This window comes from Pullulanibacillus camelliae, from assembly GCF_014642655.1.
GTDB classification, from domain to species: Bacteria; Bacillota; Bacilli; order Bacillales; family Sporolactobacillaceae; genus Pullulanibacillus; species Pullulanibacillus camelliae.
Genome location: NZ_BMIR01000001.1, coordinates 271,979 through 289,055 on the forward strand (window position 1 = coordinate 271,979; position 17,077 = coordinate 289,055).

General features: G+C 41.1%; 14 protein-coding genes. 6 read left to right on the forward strand and 8 right to left on the reverse strand.

The features are described 5' to 3' along the window. Positions 1 to 186: 186 nt before the first annotated feature. Positions 187 to 549, forward strand: a complete 363-nt coding sequence (locus tag IEW82_RS01160; protein ID WP_229672221.1) for a VOC family protein — start codon at positions 187 to 189, stop codon at positions 547 to 549. A 596-nt stretch (positions 550 to 1,145) separates the two neighbouring features. Here IEW82_RS01160 and map read toward each other — a convergent pair. From map to IEW82_RS01200, 8 genes are all read right to left on the reverse strand, one after another. Continuing rightward, entirely contained in the window at positions 1,146 to 1,892 is a 747-nt protein-coding gene (gene map / locus IEW82_RS01165; protein WP_188688018.1) for a type I methionyl aminopeptidase, read from the reverse strand. A 213-nt stretch (positions 1,893 to 2,105) separates the two neighbouring features. Next, positions 2,106 to 3,407, reverse strand: a complete 1,302-nt coding sequence (locus IEW82_RS01170) for a CapA family protein (RefSeq protein ID WP_188688020.1) — start codon at positions 3,405 to 3,407, stop codon at positions 2,106 to 2,108. Positions 3,408 to 3,423: 16 nt separating this feature from the next. After that, a complete protein-coding gene (gene allB, locus IEW82_RS01175) occupies positions 3,424 to 4,821 on the reverse strand; it encodes an allantoinase AllB (protein ID WP_188688022.1) in 1,398 nt (465 codons plus the stop codon). Positions 4,822 to 4,834: 13 nt separating this feature from the next. After that, complete coding sequence (locus IEW82_RS01180) at positions 4,835 to 5,764, reverse strand: dihydroorotate dehydrogenase (protein WP_188688024.1); 930 nt, start codon at positions 5,762 to 5,764, stop codon at positions 4,835 to 4,837. Continuing rightward, positions 5,761 to 6,540, reverse strand: coding sequence for a dihydroorotate dehydrogenase electron transfer subunit (locus IEW82_RS01185; RefSeq protein ID WP_188688026.1), 780 nt, complete (start codon positions 6,538 to 6,540; stop codon positions 5,761 to 5,763). Before IEW82_RS01185 ends, IEW82_RS01180 begins: the two co-directional genes overlap by 4 nt. Further along, positions 6,537 to 7,799 carry a M20 family metallo-hydrolase gene (locus IEW82_RS01190; RefSeq protein ID WP_188688027.1) on the reverse strand — a complete coding sequence of 421 codons (1,263 nt, stop codon included), beginning with the start codon at positions 7,797 to 7,799 and terminating at the stop codon, positions 6,537 to 6,539. Before IEW82_RS01190 ends, IEW82_RS01185 begins: the two co-directional genes overlap by 4 nt. Positions 7,800 to 7,909: 110 nt before the next feature. After that, positions 7,910 to 9,484 (reverse strand): PucR family transcriptional regulator, encoded by a 1,575-nt coding sequence (locus tag IEW82_RS01195; protein ID WP_188688029.1) that lies wholly within the window; start codon positions 9,482 to 9,484, stop codon positions 7,910 to 7,912. 640 nt (positions 9,485 to 10,124) lie between these two features. Next, a complete protein-coding gene (locus tag IEW82_RS01200; RefSeq protein ID WP_188688031.1) occupies positions 10,125 to 11,372 on the reverse strand; it encodes an MFS transporter in 1,248 nt (415 codons plus the stop codon). A 426-nt stretch (positions 11,373 to 11,798) separates the two neighbouring features. On the opposite strand from IEW82_RS01200, the gene IEW82_RS20275 reads away from it, so the two are divergent. From IEW82_RS20275 to IEW82_RS01225, 5 genes are all read left to right on the forward strand, one after another. Next, on the forward strand, positions 11,799 to 12,251 hold the full coding sequence (locus IEW82_RS20275; protein WP_188688033.1) for a PTS sugar transporter subunit IIA: 453 nt from the start codon (positions 11,799 to 11,801) through the stop codon (positions 12,249 to 12,251). Between the two features lie 21 nt (positions 12,252 to 12,272). Next, on the forward strand, positions 12,273 to 13,748 hold the full coding sequence (locus IEW82_RS01210) for a PTS fructose transporter subunit IIC (RefSeq protein ID WP_188688036.1): 1,476 nt from the start codon (positions 12,273 to 12,275) through the stop codon (positions 13,746 to 13,748). Next, on the forward strand, positions 13,732 to 14,715 hold the full coding sequence (locus IEW82_RS01215; protein WP_229672175.1) for a Gfo/Idh/MocA family oxidoreductase: 984 nt from the start codon (positions 13,732 to 13,734) through the stop codon (positions 14,713 to 14,715). Before IEW82_RS01210 ends, IEW82_RS01215 begins: the two co-directional genes overlap by 17 nt. Further along, complete coding sequence (locus tag IEW82_RS01220; RefSeq protein ID WP_188688040.1) at positions 14,712 to 15,767, forward strand: alcohol dehydrogenase catalytic domain-containing protein; 1,056 nt, start codon at positions 14,712 to 14,714, stop codon at positions 15,765 to 15,767. The genes IEW82_RS01215 and IEW82_RS01220 overlap by 4 nt, the downstream gene beginning before the upstream one ends. 111 nt (positions 15,768 to 15,878) lie before the next feature. Beyond that, positions 15,879 to 16,670, forward strand: coding sequence for a DeoR/GlpR family DNA-binding transcription regulator (locus IEW82_RS01225; protein WP_188688042.1), 792 nt, complete (start codon positions 15,879 to 15,881; stop codon positions 16,668 to 16,670). Positions 16,671 to 17,077: the final 407 nt, after the last annotated feature.

The window sequence follows — 17,077 nt, forward strand, 5'->3', positions numbered from 1 at the left end:
TACAATAACTTATCATTCAATAATTGCGCTCCATTACTAGGCCCTATTGCAGTCATCAGAAGAAACGTGACAAATTCACGTTAAGAAAATAGTGTACTTATGATTTTTTACTATTGAAACACTCCAATGTAGACTATTATAGAGATGTACACTACTATTTTCCGTTGGGAGGAATGCGTTGTGAAAATGGAACATGTTGGGATTATGGTAAATGACATGGACGAGTCTTTAGCATTCTATCAAAATATCCTGGGCTTAAAGTTAAGAAATAGAGAGTGGTTAAATGATACTGTTGAGCTGGCCTTTTTATTTTTTCCAGAGCAGCCGAGTGTTGAAGTTGAACTTGTCTGTGGTAACAAGATGGAAAATGAAGGCATTGTGAACCACTTGGCTTTTACTGTTGAAAACATCGAAGCCGAGCTCCTACGCTTCAAAGAAGCCGGCGTCAAATTAGTAGATGAAAAACCTCGCAGCATTTTAAACGCTACAGTTAAAATCGCCTTTTTCCAAGGTCCGAATGGTGAGAAGCTGGAATTAGTAGAGCGATAAGTGAATAGAGTCATGTGAGACAGAAAAAGGATATATCCATGTCACCCTAATGATTAAGATGAGTGGTTCACCACTCTTTTTTCAAAGATCAGAAAGTATAAAATTTCTGGTCATAGGACGGTGCACAATTCCGCTTCAGGTTGCTCGCTTTCCGCGAGGGAATGGTATGCCATACTCTGCGGGGGCTTACCGATCTCCCACTTCCCGCCGGATTCTCGTATCGCATCATGAGTCAGCGGCGCCCGTGGAACACACAATTTTAGTGTGTTCCGAATCGCGCGCCTTGCGCTCCCATCCACTTGACCAGACAATGGAGCCTCTTTCATATTGAATGATGCTCTATACTAAGGACAAGGACCGGGCATGCTTTTCGCCCGGTTTTTCTTTTTGAATACAAAGCCATGTTTGTGATTGTTAAAGAACAGATAGCCATTATCGATTTTTGCCCCTTTTAAAACTTTGCAGCACTCAGCTTTATCCCCTATGGTTTAACGATTATTTCATACCACCTGATCCGAAACATAAAAAAGACCCATCCCCTAATATGGAAATGCGCCTCAGCAACAGAAGAAGCTAATCAACGAAGAACTCAATCGCTAAGCAATGGTTGTAATGATCGGTTGACCTCTTGTAACAATTATTGTGTGCTCATGCTGTGCACAAAAGCCCTTATTAGGTAAACACAGTGTCCATCCATCCGAACCTTCGACGACATACTCTGCTCCAGTTGACAAAAAAGGCTCAATAGTAATGACTGCACCTTCCTCCAGCACACGTTTATCATCCTTGCTATAAAAAGGCAAAATGTTATCAGGGGCCTCATGCAAGGATTTTCCAATGCCATGACTGCACAGGTTCATGATGACCTTATAGCCACCTTTTCTGGCTTCCCTTTGAATCATTCTCCCGATTTCATTCAACCTTACCCCCGCTCTAAGTGAAGAGATCACCTTCATCATAGTATCGTGTGTATGCTGGCAAAGCCGCGTCAAAGCAGGGGTGTATAAAGGCACTTGAAAAGAATGGCCTGCATCGGCAAAATAGCCTCCGAGTTCAGCGGAAACATCAATATTTATTAGATCCCCTTCTTGAATTTTCCGGTTTCCCGGTATTCCGTGAGCAACTTCTTGGTTAATACTAATGCACGTATTCCCCGGAAAATCGTAAGTAAGCTTTGGTGCAGAAACCGCACCGTGGCTTCTTAAAAAATGTCCGCCAATATCATCCAGTTCTTTTGTCGTCATTCCTACCCGTGTCTGACGTTTCATTTCACGTATTGCCAACGCGACAATTTTACCGATTTCCTTGAGACCATCAATATCCTCTTTGTCGTCAACTGTCATATACGAAGCCCTCCATTTTTTTAATATTTATAGTTTACCACATATAAATATGTCCTTATTCGACACGTTACCCCTTTTATTGGATGCTACTCCCTAATAAAAGCCTTTACAGAGCGTTAAGCTTCTATAAGTACCTACAAACTAAAGCAATTGGTCAAAATTAGCCCAAAAGGAAAAGGCTACTCACTAATCCATGAATAGCCTTTTTCTTCTTTAACATTCGATAAACCCAATATTATCTTTTATAGTCATCTGTGTATGGAATGGCTTGCTTAATGCCGCTAAATTTTCTAGAACACGAGTATCATTATTAATCAAGGCAGGCCATCCTCTCCGATAACGCGGTTGACCAAAGCCTAATGATATGGGATAACACTTAATACTTTTTACGACACCATCCTCTATTTCCAAAACAGGTAGCATTGATTCCCACACTAGCGGATTTACACCTAACCCGATTTCACCATTCCGACTTCTTGCATCTAGCCCATCAGCAACATTGTGCTCATGACTCAATCTATATTTTTCGAAAAAATCAGCTGGAAGTGCTTCAATCGTATCGTTTTGAAAGATAAAATTGCCCAAACTATAAAAGATTGGCTTTTGCTTATATATTTCTACTCCTCTGAGAATATGAGGACCGTGGCCAATAATAGCAGTCGCGCCTTGATCAATAAAGTAATGAGAGGCTTTTATGAAAAAGGGAGCAGGCCGGCTCTTATTTTCCCCTTCCATTTCATGAGAATGCAAGCTGACTAGCACTACATCGGCTTGTCGCTTGGCTTCGTGAATAGCCTTGGCAATCCTTGTTAAATCGTCGGCGTGAGGTTCAGATAGACTTTGATAAGTATCACTAGATTGAAAGTTTAAATCGCCAAGCCTCAACTTGGTTTTATCCGTGCCTTCAACCTCAAATCCTTCTTTAATATCCAGATGATACTTGGCATTAATCTCTGTTTGATCAGCAATTTTCTTTAATTGATTAAATGCCTCAGGAGGTACGTGATGCGTTTGTGTAAACCGAAGCGGATTAACGCCTGGTCTGCCGATCATATCATAACGCTGTTCACCGGCACGCCACGCGGGATGAAACGTTGAAGTTGCGGCAATCAAAGCCACCCTTCCTCCTTCCGTCTCAATATAGACAGGTTGGGAGGCTTCGCGCAGATTTCTTCCAGCCCCTCCATGAACGAATCCCATATGATCCAGATAACGCTGAGTGGCTAATAAACCCCCATGTGAATAATCCAATGTATGATTCGTTGCCCAAGACAAAAGGTTAAAACCAAACGCCTTTATATCCTCAAGAACCTCGGGAGGAGACATCGCCCAAGTGCCTCCACTAAACGCTCCCGGATACCCCTCTTTTCTATGAATCGTCGTTTCTAAATTAGTGAATCGAATATCCACTTCATCCAATAAATCCTTTATTTGCCTAAAGGCAAGGCTGTCTTTTGACGGCAACCTCCGTGTAATAAAGCTATCGCCAGTTGCCGCTATGGTTATCTTATTCACTTCTATCCCCTCACCCTTAATGATCGGTCGCTGTAAAAAACTGCCCACTATGTGTCTTTATAATTTGTCCGTCTTTCATAACCGTGTGCCCGTTAACGATGGTTTGAACAGGTGCTCCCTGGGTCATAAAACCATCATAAGCGGTCACTTTACTCTTACTATGAAGATGCTCACGTTTAATTTTAAATGCTTGATTAAAATCAACAATGGTGAGATCTGCATCACTTCCAACCTCAAGTGAGCCTTTATTTGGATAGAGATTAAATGTTTTTGCAGGATTTTCAGCAAGCACTTGTGCTAATTGTCCTTTGGTTAATTTCCCTTCACTTACCGCATGAATCATCAATGGAGCCAATGTCTCAACACCACACATCCCAGCAGGTATTGACCATAAGTCGCCCGCTTTCTCTTCCGGCGTATGCGGGGCATGATCAGAGCAAACCCAAGAAATTGTACCATCTTGCAGACCTTGCCATAGTCTCTCTTGATCCTTCTTATACTTAACTGGAGGATAAACCTTCATATCTGTTCCTATAGCTTCATAATCTTCATTATTTAAAAAGAGATAATGCGGACAGGTTTCCCCCGTGACAGTGATGCCCTTTTGCTGTGCTTCAAGGAGTTGATCAACCGTGCCCCCAGAACTGATATGCAATATATGCAGGTGCGTTCCTGTGTCCTGCGCAAAACTGATCCCTGTCTGAGCTGTTGTTTCCTCTGCTAGATTTGGGCGTGCTTCTACGAGAGCATTATAATCTGTCCGACCTGTTGCGATCATCTTATGGGTAAGCGTCTGGATCAATTCGTTATTTTCCGCATGAATCGCTAATAATTTCCCTGTACGCGCGACCGCTGCAAACATGTCATGCACCTCACCATCACTGAACGGAGGAATGACATCCTGCATGTCATCAGAATAGTTATAGACCAGTTGGTAGGTCTGGCGGTTGACTGCGTAGCCCCAAAAAAACTTGAAAGCAATAACTCCCGCTTTACTTAGAGCCGGAAGCTCTTTAAGATTTAAATCTCCCAAGCATATTCCCCATATAGCAAAATTAACGTTGGCCTTGCTTGACAGATTTTTAACCTGCTTATTAAAATTTTCTACAGTGTTTATTGGTGGATTGGTATTGGGCATTTCAAAGACAGACGTAATCCCACCCGCTGCCGCTGCTAAAGTAGAGTGATAAAAATCTTCCTTGTAAGTTGTTCCTGGATCTCGCGAGTGAACATGTGTATCTATGAATCCCGGATAGACATGCTTGCCTGTTGCATCTGTGATCACTTCAGCTTGTCCCTCTAATGCTTCAGAAGTAACCGCGACAATTTTTCCAGACTTTATATAAATATGGGCCCTTTTCTCCCCATCTGACGTTACAAGTGTTCCATTTTTTATAATATGATCCCATCTCATCTATTCCATCACCCTATTCTTGTTTTATTTGGCTATGTGCTTGACCAATTAATTGCTGAATATCCTCCAACTGATGTTCTTTTAAATAAGCTTTGATTTCTTCAATAATTTCTAACATCGCCGTGGGATTGAGAAAGCTCGCTGTTCCTATTTGAACGGCTGTTGCTCCTGCGAGCATCATTTCTATGGCATCACGACCGCACATGATGCCGCCACACCCAATGATTGGAACATCGACCGCTTGCGCCACTTGATAAACCATGCGGACAATAACCGGACGAACAGCTGGTCCTGAAAGGCCACCCATTAAATTGCCAATTTTAGGCTTCCAGCTCTCAGTATCAATGGCCATAGCGAGTAATGTATTAGCCACTACAAGACTATCGGCCCCCGCACGAACCGCAGACTTGGCAATATCCACGATACTCGTCACATTGGGCGTCAATTTCGCAAGCAGCGGTTTCGTCGTCACCTGTCTGACTTCAGAAATCAGTTGATAGGTCACTTCTTCATCCATGCCAAATGACAAGCCATTACCCTTTAAATTGGGACAAGAGATATTAAGCTCTAATCCAGCAACCGCTTCTTCTAGAGCGATAATTCTCGACATTTCAACAAACTCTTCAATCGAATCCCCTGAAATACTAGGAATTAAGGGCACATGATAACGAGAATAATAGGGAATCGTATGTGCTAAATAATCATCCAGCCCTTTACTTTGGATACCAATCGAATTAATCATGCCACTCGGTGTTTCACAAATTCTTGGCGTCGGGTTGCCTCCTCTGGGATAGCGCGTAATACTTTTCGGCACCACTGCACCCAATTGATTAAAATCAACCAGTTCATCCATTCCCTCACCAAATGCTCCAGAAGCAGGCATCACAGGATTTTGCAACAGAAGTTCTCCAATCTGAACCTTTAAATTTATTCTGCCTGTCATACCAACACCTTCTCTAAAGGAAAAACTGGTCCTTCTCTGCAAATGCGAACAGATTGACTATCCTCTTTTTCTTTGATTTGACAAACACAGGCATAGCACACCCCTACAGAGCAGCCCATATTTTCTTCCAAAGCAACTTCTCCATAAATGCCGTACTCTGAAGAAACCCTTTGTAATAAGCGTGTTAATCGCCTTGACCCGCACGTATAGACCGCATCAATAGTGCGCTGCTTAAGGATGAATGAGAGTCTTTCCATTACATTTTCAATGTCGCTTGTTTTATTTTCATCAGTCACTTTATAAATCACCATGCCCAAGGATTGTAACGTGTCAGCAATCACAAGATCATCGTTTGTCCGTGCACTAAGCACGCCCACAACCTTAATGCCTCTCTCATAGGCCTCATAAGCAAGAGCCGCTAACGTGGCGATGCCAACACCTCTTGCAAGCAATAAAATTTCTCTTGTATTTTTAGGAAGCTGGAAGAACTGACCAAGCGGTCCTAAAACATTGAGGGTATCTCCCTTTTGATAGTGGGTAAGTGCCTTGGTTCCCACTCCTTTGATAGCGTACAAAAATTCCAGATGCATTTTATCAAAATGATAAAGGCTAAAGGGCCTTCTTAAAAAAGGCTCTGTTGAATAATCACTACAAAAGATATTAAAAAATTGTCCGGGTTTTATATCTTCTTGAATGGATGACGCATCAAGGCAAAGATGCCAATAGCGTTGACTGACCTGTTGATTAAAGACAACCTTTAAACGAAAATCTCTCAAAGCGCTGTTCCCCCTTTACAATAAGCCCCTTCATGAACGTCCTCTGACTTTTGGAGAACAGCCTTCTCTAATAGACGAACGGCTATTTCAATGCTCTCAATCTTCGTTTCTTCATCTTTATGGTGGCTTAATCCATCCTTACAAGGGATGAAAATCAAACCTGTAGGGCAGAGGGACGCCATATTCATCGCATCGTGCCCTGCACCGCTTGCCATCGTTTTATAAGAAAAATGGTCTTGCTCACATAGCCCTATTAATTGAGTGATCATTGTCCTATTTAAAAGGACAGGATCATTATCAGCCAGCCAATCCACAGCCACTTCAAGACGCCTCTCCATCTCTAACTGTTCGAACTTTCTCAAAATAGCATGGATGACTTCTTGCTTTTGCTTCTTAGACTGACCGCGTATGTCGACTAGCAATTCAGCTGCTCCAGGTATAACATTCATCGCACCAGGACTAACTTTTAAATCACCAACGGTTGCCACGGTTCCCTCACCCATTCGTCGGGCCGACTCTTCTACTTTCTTTGCCACCTCAACTGCACCCATTAAGGCATCTTGTCTCATATGCATAGGTGTCGTTCCTGAATGCGCAGCCTTCCCTTTAATCGTTACCCTAAATCTCGTAGGCGCCGCAATAGTTGTAACAATCCCTATTGGTAATTTTTCCTTTTCTAAAATAGGCCCTTGTTCTATATGTATCTCATAAAAGGCATGTAATGGAGCCGTTCTAATCGCTTTATCCATGGTTGAAATGTCTAACCCAACTTTTTCAACCGCTCGCTTAAAGGTCACACCCTTGCGATCTGTTAAATGCTTTAGCTGGTCAGCTCGAATTAGCCCCGCCATGATTTTACTCCCGATCGTTGCCATTCCGAATCTGGAGGACTCCTCTGCAGAAAAAATCATTAATTCGATAGGTCTTTGTGTCACTATGTTTTTTTCATTAAGACGCCGAACCACTTCCAATGCTGCAACAATCCCTACAGTCCCATCGAACCGTCCACCATCATATACCGTGTCAATATGCGATCCCATTCCTACTGGCGCTAAGTGTGGCAAGCGTCCCTCACGCCGAGCAATCACATTGCCTGCTTCATCCATTCTGACGTGCATCTTCTCCTGCCGACACCTAGCCATCACCAGTTTTTTAGCTTGTAATTCTTCAGCAGTATAGGCTAAACGGTTCATTCCTTTTTCGCTGTACCCGATTTGATTGATTTCCTTTAGTGTTTTTTCTATTCGACCGACATTCAAAGCAATTCCTCCTCATAAAGGATGACCATTTTCCTTATTTAAGGATTCTTTACTTTGCTCTCCATTGCCTTTGTCTTTATAACTAATAAAATCAATTTTTCATTGTCTTTTTAGCTAATTTCTCTTAAGAGATACGCAATCTTTAATCCTATCTGTAAGTTTAAAAGATCCTCTGTTTGGTGAATATCGTATCCTGTAATGGCATGGATTCTCTTTAAGCGGTACTTTAAAGTATTCACATGAATAAAAAGTGCATCCGCTGTCATCTTAAGATTTGAATTATAGTGCAGATAGCTGATCAGTGTGTGCAGTAAATCTAATTGATTGTCACTATCATAGGCTTTCAAAAGACCTACAGTCTCATCATAAAATTCTCTTAAGGCCTCTTGATCATCAATAAAGTCTAACAAACGAAACACACCCAAATCCTTATAGTGTGTTAAGCTATGATGAGTCGAGAGCCGCAATGCCTTTTCCGCCTCTGCATAGCTGCGTCTTATTCCCTTTATTCCTTCATGAAAGCCTCCGATACCAACATATAGCTTTTCTTCGGACATACGACTTTGCATAGACGTTAAAATGTTTTCTACCCTCTTTTTGATCTGATCTTCTTGGGCGTTCTCTATTGGTAATAAGATGGATAGATACCCACGAACAGCAGTGTAAATACCCTGTTGCTCCCAAAGCTCTAATATAGGCTCCAGCAAGGCTAATGCTTCTGAACCAAAATGATGTTTTTTATTTCCTAACAAGACACAGACATATCTATTTTTTTTTAAAAACCCGTATTTCTCCCCCCACTCATATAGATCTGTATCCGTCAGCACATTATTAAAAAGTAATTCTCGAATGAAATCATTTTTATATTGCTGTTGAACTTCATAGTTGATCTTTTGCTTTTGAAATTCCAAGGTAAATAGAGTCGAGGCTTTTTCCATAATTGCAATATCTATGCCAACATGAGTAAGCCGGACTCCCCAGCATGTCAAATAGCCTATCGCTTTCCCATCAATAAAAAGCGGCGTCACTATGCAGTCAACAGCTTGATTTTCTCTTTGCCTTTTCATAAGAACAGGCTGCTTTAATGTCATAAGCTCCCCTCTTTGTTCTAAAGAAAGTGACTTATAATCAAAAGTTGCGTTAGGAACCGTCAAATATCGAAGTTGCGTTTCAATGGTTATGTCATTCCCAGTTTTCTCTTTTAAAATCTCTGTCAATTGAGCAATCCCTTTAGAGGCCACAGCGATGTCATTCACGATTTGATTGGCCTTAGCAATGTCCTCCTGATAAATCATTTGATTGCTGAAGAGGGCTTGCATCACTGGTACCATAAGATCTAAATAACTAATGGACTCTTTGATTTCTATAATTGGCATATTATATTTATCTGCTTCCTCTAAAATCAATGACGGAATCTCATCAATAAAACGATTAGGCTTGATGGCCAGGGCCACAGTCCCCACCTCATAAAGATCTTTTATCAAACGGATCTGAGACTCTGCATCATCTTTAATTGGGTATAAACTCGTCAGAATAAGCTCTCCGCCTTTTAACCAATTCACAATGTCAGGAACCTCCATCACCGTGACATATTTGATCTCCTTCTTTATGCCAGCGTGACCTGCAACAATTCTGCATTCATTGAGTCTACCAAGTTTCATCGCCTCGAAAACGGTTAGTGACAATAGCGCACCTACTTTCTGATCTTTTCTTTATTATAAAAAAACGCCTTTTTATATTTGGAGAATAAAGCTTCGCCGCATCCTCAATCCTTAAAAAACTTGACTTATACTTTACCGCTTTGTTAAGCACAGCCTGATGTTCGTGCTTTTGCACTTATACATTAAGGGGGCCGCCAAGCCTTAGATGGCGAAAGTCAAAGCCCGAACTTATACTCTCTTTCTTTGAGAATGCCTGATAGTATAAAAAACAGTGTAACCTCCTCCCGCTTTAAGCAAGAAAAACCGGGCGAAAAGCGTGTCCGGTCCTTGTCTAGGTATAGAGTATCATTATATATGGAAGAGGCTTCATTGCCTGATCAAGTGGATGGGAGCGCAAGGTGCGAGATTCAAGAACACTCTAAAATCGTGTGTTCCACGGGCTCCGCTGACTCCTGATGCGATACGAGAGTCCTGTGGGAAGTGGGAAATCGGTAAAATCTTAGCAGCGCGAAGGCACGAGGAGGCTTACCACTCCCCCGCGGAAAGCGAGCGACCTGGAGCAGCCTCGTGCACTGTCCTCATCATGGCCAGAAATTTTATACTTTCTGATCTTTGAAAAAAGGACAGCAGCGCTGTCCATAGCCATTTCCTTTATATTTTTCTCCTAGTCTAAATCGACGCCCTTGGTTTCAGGAATTAAAAATAAGAAGGCCAAAGCAGCTAAAATATAGATGCCTGAGATAAGCCCCAAAGAGTAGCTTAGGGAATACTTTAATGAGAGTGTACCAATAATAAACGGTCCAAAGCCACCGATCGCTCGGCCCGAATTAAAAATAAAATTCTCAGCGGTAGATCGAACCTCTGTTTTATAATGCTCTGCCAATAAGGCCCCGTATCCCCCCATCATGCCATTAACAAAAAAGCCAAGAATTGCACCTAATGCAAACAAAATAGCCACTGAGCTCTGTTGAAAGAATATCCAAACAATGACAGCTGCACAGACTTGAAAAATCATATAAGATGGTTTTCGTCCTAACTTATCAACCATCGTACCAAATATCACAATGCCAACAATCATGCCAATGGTTGTCAAAATCGTCCACAGTGTAGTTGATGAAAGAGAAAAGCCTAATTGATTACTCAGCATACTTGGCAGCCAGGTCATAATGCCATAAAATCCAAAGTTTTGTACACCGGAAATCAAAATCAATCCAAGGGTTGTCCCTGTCTTTTTTGGTGTTTCAAACAATTGTTTAATCGGGACAGCTTTACTTTTACGCTGCTTCTGTCTTTCTATAAACATATCTGGTTCTTTTAGTCCCCGGCGTGACCACCAAGCAAATAGCGCTGGAATGACGCCAACAAGAAAAACACCACGCCAGCCAAAAATAGGTGAAATAAATGTGGTACAAAGAGTGGCGAGTACGATACCAATTTGATACCCTACAGCAACCCCTGCTGTCGCTCTTGATCGATACTTTTTTGGCCAAACTTCAGTAACAAGTGTCATGCCGATGCCAAATTCTCCCCCGATGCCCAATCCTGCAATAAATCTAAATGTATCGAGCATATAAATATTGGTCGCTAAGGCACAAAGTCCTGTAAATAATGAAAAAATTAATATGGTCCACGTAAAGACTTTCACTCGACCAAAGGCATCGGCCATGATGCCAAATACATAGCCACCGATAACGGCACCGATTAACGTAATAGTCGAAATAAAACCAGCTTGGGCTGAATTAAGATGAAAGCTAACTGTGATTAAAGCCAGTGTAAAGGAAAGCACCATCATATCCAAGCCATCCATCGCATAACCAATCATAGACGCCCACATGGTTTTCCAGTGATTAGAATTTAGGCTTTCTCCCGCGTCATTAAACGTCTTCTTTGATGTTTCGGCACTTTTTAACATTATGACTCTCCCTTGTATATTTTATATAATTCTATAATTATATAAATTTCTATTATTTCAGTCTATTAACCTTTGTCTATTCAGACAATGTAATTCCCTTATTTTTATACGTTTAGACATCCTCATTATCTGACAACGTCCGCAGCAAATCATGATCATTTCGACAATAGGCTAATTTTAATACGTCCCTTTACTTCTTACCACATTTTTGTGAGATTATCTCACACATATTTGTCAACCTCCCTACCACGTATTCACTGATTATAACGATTATTAAAACAACAAATCCCGTTTTTTCGTTTCGAAATTATAAATATAAAAAACGTAATTTTTATTTTTATTTAGTTATTTTATTTTCATTTCAAAAATATTATGGTAATATAATCACACAGAAGAGAAAAAAACAAAAAGGAGGGGGATATTTTAATGGACCAAATTGACCACTTATTAAAAGAAAATCAAATGGCACTAGATCTGCAATCCCATACTAAGAATGAAGTCATCCATGAATTGGCTACCATCCTAGACAAAAGTGGAAAGCTTAAGGATATGCAGGAGTTTATTGCGGCTGTCCAAAAAAGAGAGGAGGAATATTCAACAGCTATCGGAAATGGCGTAGCTATACCACATGGAAAAACAGCGGCTGTTAACGAAGCCAGTATTGTCTTTGGCAGAAGCATAAGGGGAATCGATTATGATGCTATGGACAACCAATTGTCTCATCTATTTATAATGATTGCGGTGCCTGAGGACTCTGATGACTTACATTTGAAAATCTTAAGCCAATTATCTCGAAAATTAATGCATGAAGATTTTCGTTACAAGCTTATGAAAGCGGATTCTACTTCCGAGATCCTTTCCATATTTAAAAATAATTAAAATCCAAAGCGAGGTGTTCATATGAAAATTGTTGCTATTACCTCATGCTCAACCGGCATTGCCCATACCTATATGGCTGCTGAAAGTTTGGAAATGGCTGCGAAGGAACTCCATTACGAGATTAAGGTTGAAACTCAAGGTTCTATCGGAGTAGAAAATAAGCTAAGTGAACGCGATATTGAAGAAGCTGATGTCGTTATTATTGCCGCAACTACAACTGTCAATAAAGACCGCTTTTTTGGTAAGCGCTTAAATGAGGTCAATATTGATGAAGCTATCCATGATGCCAAAACATTAATTCAAAAGTCATTAAAAGAAGCAAAGATTTTTGGAAACGCGTCCACTACCGCTCATTCCTCAGAGCAAGCCCCGCCTCAGAAAGGGAAAAAGGGATTAGGCCCTTACCGCCATTTAATGACTGGTGTCTCGTATATGATTCCATTCGTCGTTACAGGCGGTATCTTAATCGCCCTCTCTTTTGCATTTGGAGGCATTCATGCAGCGGACCATAAAGGCACTTTAGCCGCTAGCCTGAATCAAATTGGTTCTGGAACAGCCTTTGCCTTAATGCTCCCTATCTTAGCTGGATTTATTGCCTTTTCAATCGCAGACAGACCCGGAATTGTTCCTGGTATGATCGGCGGCATGCTTGCTTCGACAGTAGGTGCAGGATTCTTCGGTGCATTAATTGCTGGTTTTTTAGCTGGGTATATCGCCTTATATTTAAGAAAATCTTTGAAACTCCCTAAAGCTCTGCAAGGCCTTATTCCTGTTTTAATTTTGCCACTTATTTCATCTCTCATTACTGGTCTTTTGATGATTTATGTAGTTGGTGAACCCTTTAAAGCTTTAAATACATTTATGACCGATTGGCTCAATGGTTTAAGTGGAACAAACTCTATTATATTAGGCGTAATTATCGGTGGCATGATGGCCGTTGATATGGCTGGACCTGTTGGTAAAGCTGCCTATTTTTTCGGTGTGGCTTCATTAACCGGCTTACACCCTGGAGAAACCTCTATCGTGATGGCCGCCACTATGGCTTCTGGTATGGTGCCTCCTTTAGGAATGGCCTTTGCAACATTCATAAATAAGAAGAAGTTCACAAAGGAAGAGCAAGAAGCCGGAAAAACAGCTTGGATTCTGGGCATTTCCTTTATTACAGAAGGGGCTATTCCTTTTGCTGCCGCCGATCCTTTACGTGTTATTCCATCTTCAGTTATCGGAGCTGCCGTCACTGGTGCACTTTCAATGCTCTTCAAATGTGGTTTAGCTGTCCCACACGGCGGTATCTTTGTCCTGCCAATCCCAGGAGCCGTATCACACGTTTTCTTATATATGCTGGCCATACTCATCGGCGCATGCGTAACAGCTATTATAGCCATTGTCCTTAAATCACAAAAAGTAGAACATTCTAATGAAGGGAACATCAATTATGGAAAAACTGAGGGTATGCTTAATAGGAACAGGAAGAGCGGGTATGATCCACGCACATAATTATAATCATCAAATCGAACAAGCAGAATTAGTAGCAGTATGTGATCCAAATGAGGCGGCTGCCAAAAAAGCAGCCAATCTTCTGAAGCTTACAACCTACTATACGACTTATCAAGAGGCATTGTCTAACGACACTATTGATGCAGTCATTATTGCCTGCCCTACTAAATTTCATAAAGACATCGCAGTGGCCGCAGCCAATGCAAAGAAACATATCTTCTGTGAAAAGCCTATGGCGATGAACACCGAAGAATGTGACGAAATGATAGAGGCAGCCGAAAGAAATCATGTGAAGCTGCAGATCGGATTTATGCGCCGATTTGATGAAAGCTTTCAAACCGCAAAAGAGATGGTGGATGCAGGAGAGGTTGGCGATGTCGTGCTTGTAAAATCACTCACCCGTGGGCCATCTAAACCTCAAGAATGGATGTACGATATCTCAATTAGCAATGGCCCCTTAGGTGAAGTGAACAGCCATGATATTGATACCATGCGCTGGTTTTCAGGGAGCGAATTTAAAACATTATTTGCAGTAGGTGGGAATTTTCGAAATAAGGAGGTGAAGGACCGTTATCCTGACTTCTACGATAATGTTGTGATGAACGGTGTATTTGAAAATGGTGTCCTTGGTTCTCTAGATGGCGCTCAATACGTCCAGTATGGCTATGATGCAAGAGTAGAAATTCTTGGAACTGAAGGGATTATTACAATCGGAGATATTCACGAAACAACCGTTTTATCATGCGCTAAAAATCACAGCGTCAAACGTCCGGCACGTAAAAGTTGGACGAATCTATTCAAAGACGCTTATTTGGCTGAAGCAGTTAGCTTTGTTAAGTGTATTTTAAATGATACCCTGCCCAAAGCAACGGGAATGGATGGAAAAATGGCTGTTCATATCGTTGATAAAGGCAATGAATCTCTTAAAACTGGAACTGTCATTCAACTAGGGGAGGGAATCCATTGAAGTGCGCAAGATTATATGGTAAGGAAGATATTCGAATCGATGAAGTGCCCATTCCTGCTATTGGCGAACATGAACTATTAATAAAGGTTGAGGCGGCTTCTATTTGCGGAACAGACATTAGAATGTACCGTAACGGCTATGGAGGTATTGATGAAAATCACCCGCTTATTCTTGGACATGAGTTAGCGGGGATTATTTCAAAAAAAGGGAGCGCAGTGGACGAGAAGTATCAGATTGGGCAACCCGTGGCCGTTGCCCCTAATATGGGATGTGGCACGTGCGAAAGGTGCATATCTGGACATACTCATTTATGTGACGAGTATAAAGCATTGGGGATTAATATGGACGGTGCCTTTGCTGAATACGTGAGGATTCCCGAGAAGGCTGTCATACAAGGAAATGTCATGGTGATTCATAATAAACATAACGTTTCTTTTGAAGAAATCGCCTTAATTGAGCCCCTTTCCTGTGTCTATAACGGTCAACAGCGTTTAGACATTGGACCAGGTGATCATGTATTAATTATCGGCGGCGGGCCCATTGGTGTCATGCATGCCATTTTAGCGAAAGCTCAGGGAGCATCAAACGTTTATTTATATGATCGCCATATTGAGCGTTTAGAAGCTGCCAAAGAGATAGAACCAGAGATACAGACCATTTCTGTAAAGGATAATATTGATGACAAAGTACTGGCCTTAACGAACAATAAAGGGATGGATGTCGTCATCGTAGCCGCCCCTGCACCAGACATCCAATCAAAGTGTCTGGAATGGATGAATATGAACGGACGCATTTCCTATTTTGGGGGGATTCCAAAGGAAAAAGAAATGGTTCCAGTTAACTCTAATCTCATTCATTACAAGCAGCTCCTGCTTACCGGCAGTACCCGTGCCAGTCTTCTTCACTTTCTAAAATCATTGGAGATTATCACTCAGCGCCTTTTCAAGCTCGATAAGCTGATTTCCAATCGATATAGCATCGATAATTTTAAAATGGCGTTTGAACAGGCAAAATCATCAAAAGACTTTAAAAGTGTCATCGTTTTTGATTAAAATATAGACAGAGCAAGAAAGAGCCGTTCCATTTTCAGAACGGTTCTTTCTCTATTAAACCTCTGCCTATTTCATTAATGATAATTCTATTCCCAAAAGGAGGGACCGTCCTTGCAGCACTCAAAAGAAAAATTATTTGCCCACGAACGTAAAGGTCAAATGTATTCACTCATCTTAGAAAATGGAAAAATGACTGTAAGCGAATTAGCTGATAACTTTCAAGTGACTCCCGCAACGGTAAGGAATGATCTACAAGAATTAGAAAATATGCATTTGATTATTCGCACCCATGGTGGCGCAATGATTCATCCCGAAAAGAACATTAAAGAAATGGAGCCCGACGAGAAAGAAACTCTTTATTTTCAAGAAAAACAGAGCATTGCACAGGCAGCCCTTCAATATATCAGTGATGGTGATACCCTTGTTCTTGATACTGGGACGACTACCCTAGAACTCGCTAAACTCCTTCATCTCAAAAAAAGCGTTACAGTGATCACTAATGACTTGCAAATTGGGCTCATTTTACAGCAATCGAGTCATATTCAAACCCATTTTTTAAGTGGTATCATTCGCCATCATTTCCACTATACACTTGGCTCGGATGAATTAAAGGCATTCTCTGTTGACAAAGCTTTTATTGCCGCTAATGCATTAGATTTGCATTTTGGCCCTTCTACCCCTGATGTTCATTTAGCCAAATTAAAAAAACAAATGGTGTCTGTTTCCGATCAATCGATTCTTCTATGTGACAGCAGTAAGCTTGGAAAGAAGGCTTTTAAAAGCTTTTGTGCGATTGAAGAAATTGATGTTCTTATTACAGATAATAAAATTAATGGGATTTTAAAAGGGGATTTTGAGGATATTGGAATAAACGTCACCATCGCTAATCCATTTGGTGAATGAAAAAAATTCCTCCTTAAAATGATCCTCATCCCAAATCACTGTGAAGGGTGACAGTCATCTGTTTCTCTTAAGGAGCATTTGCGAACGATTTCTAACGCTATGGATTTTCTTTATTTGTAAACCTATTTCTTCCGCATTTAGTCTATCCATCTTTGCAAATCAAAGTTTAAATGGAAACGAATGAGACAGCAAGAAAGAGCTTGCCAAATTGACCCTTCTCAGACGTTTGCTATGAAATTTATTCCGATCGTTTTTATAAAGCCAACCATTCATGACTTTTACTTCGATAGATGCTTTACTTAAGGTGGGCACTCAATGGATGAACATTCATTCCGCTCTCTACTGTCTAAGCAAGAATAATCAATGCGCACATATAAGGATTCCAACCTCATTGATTCCCAGCTCTG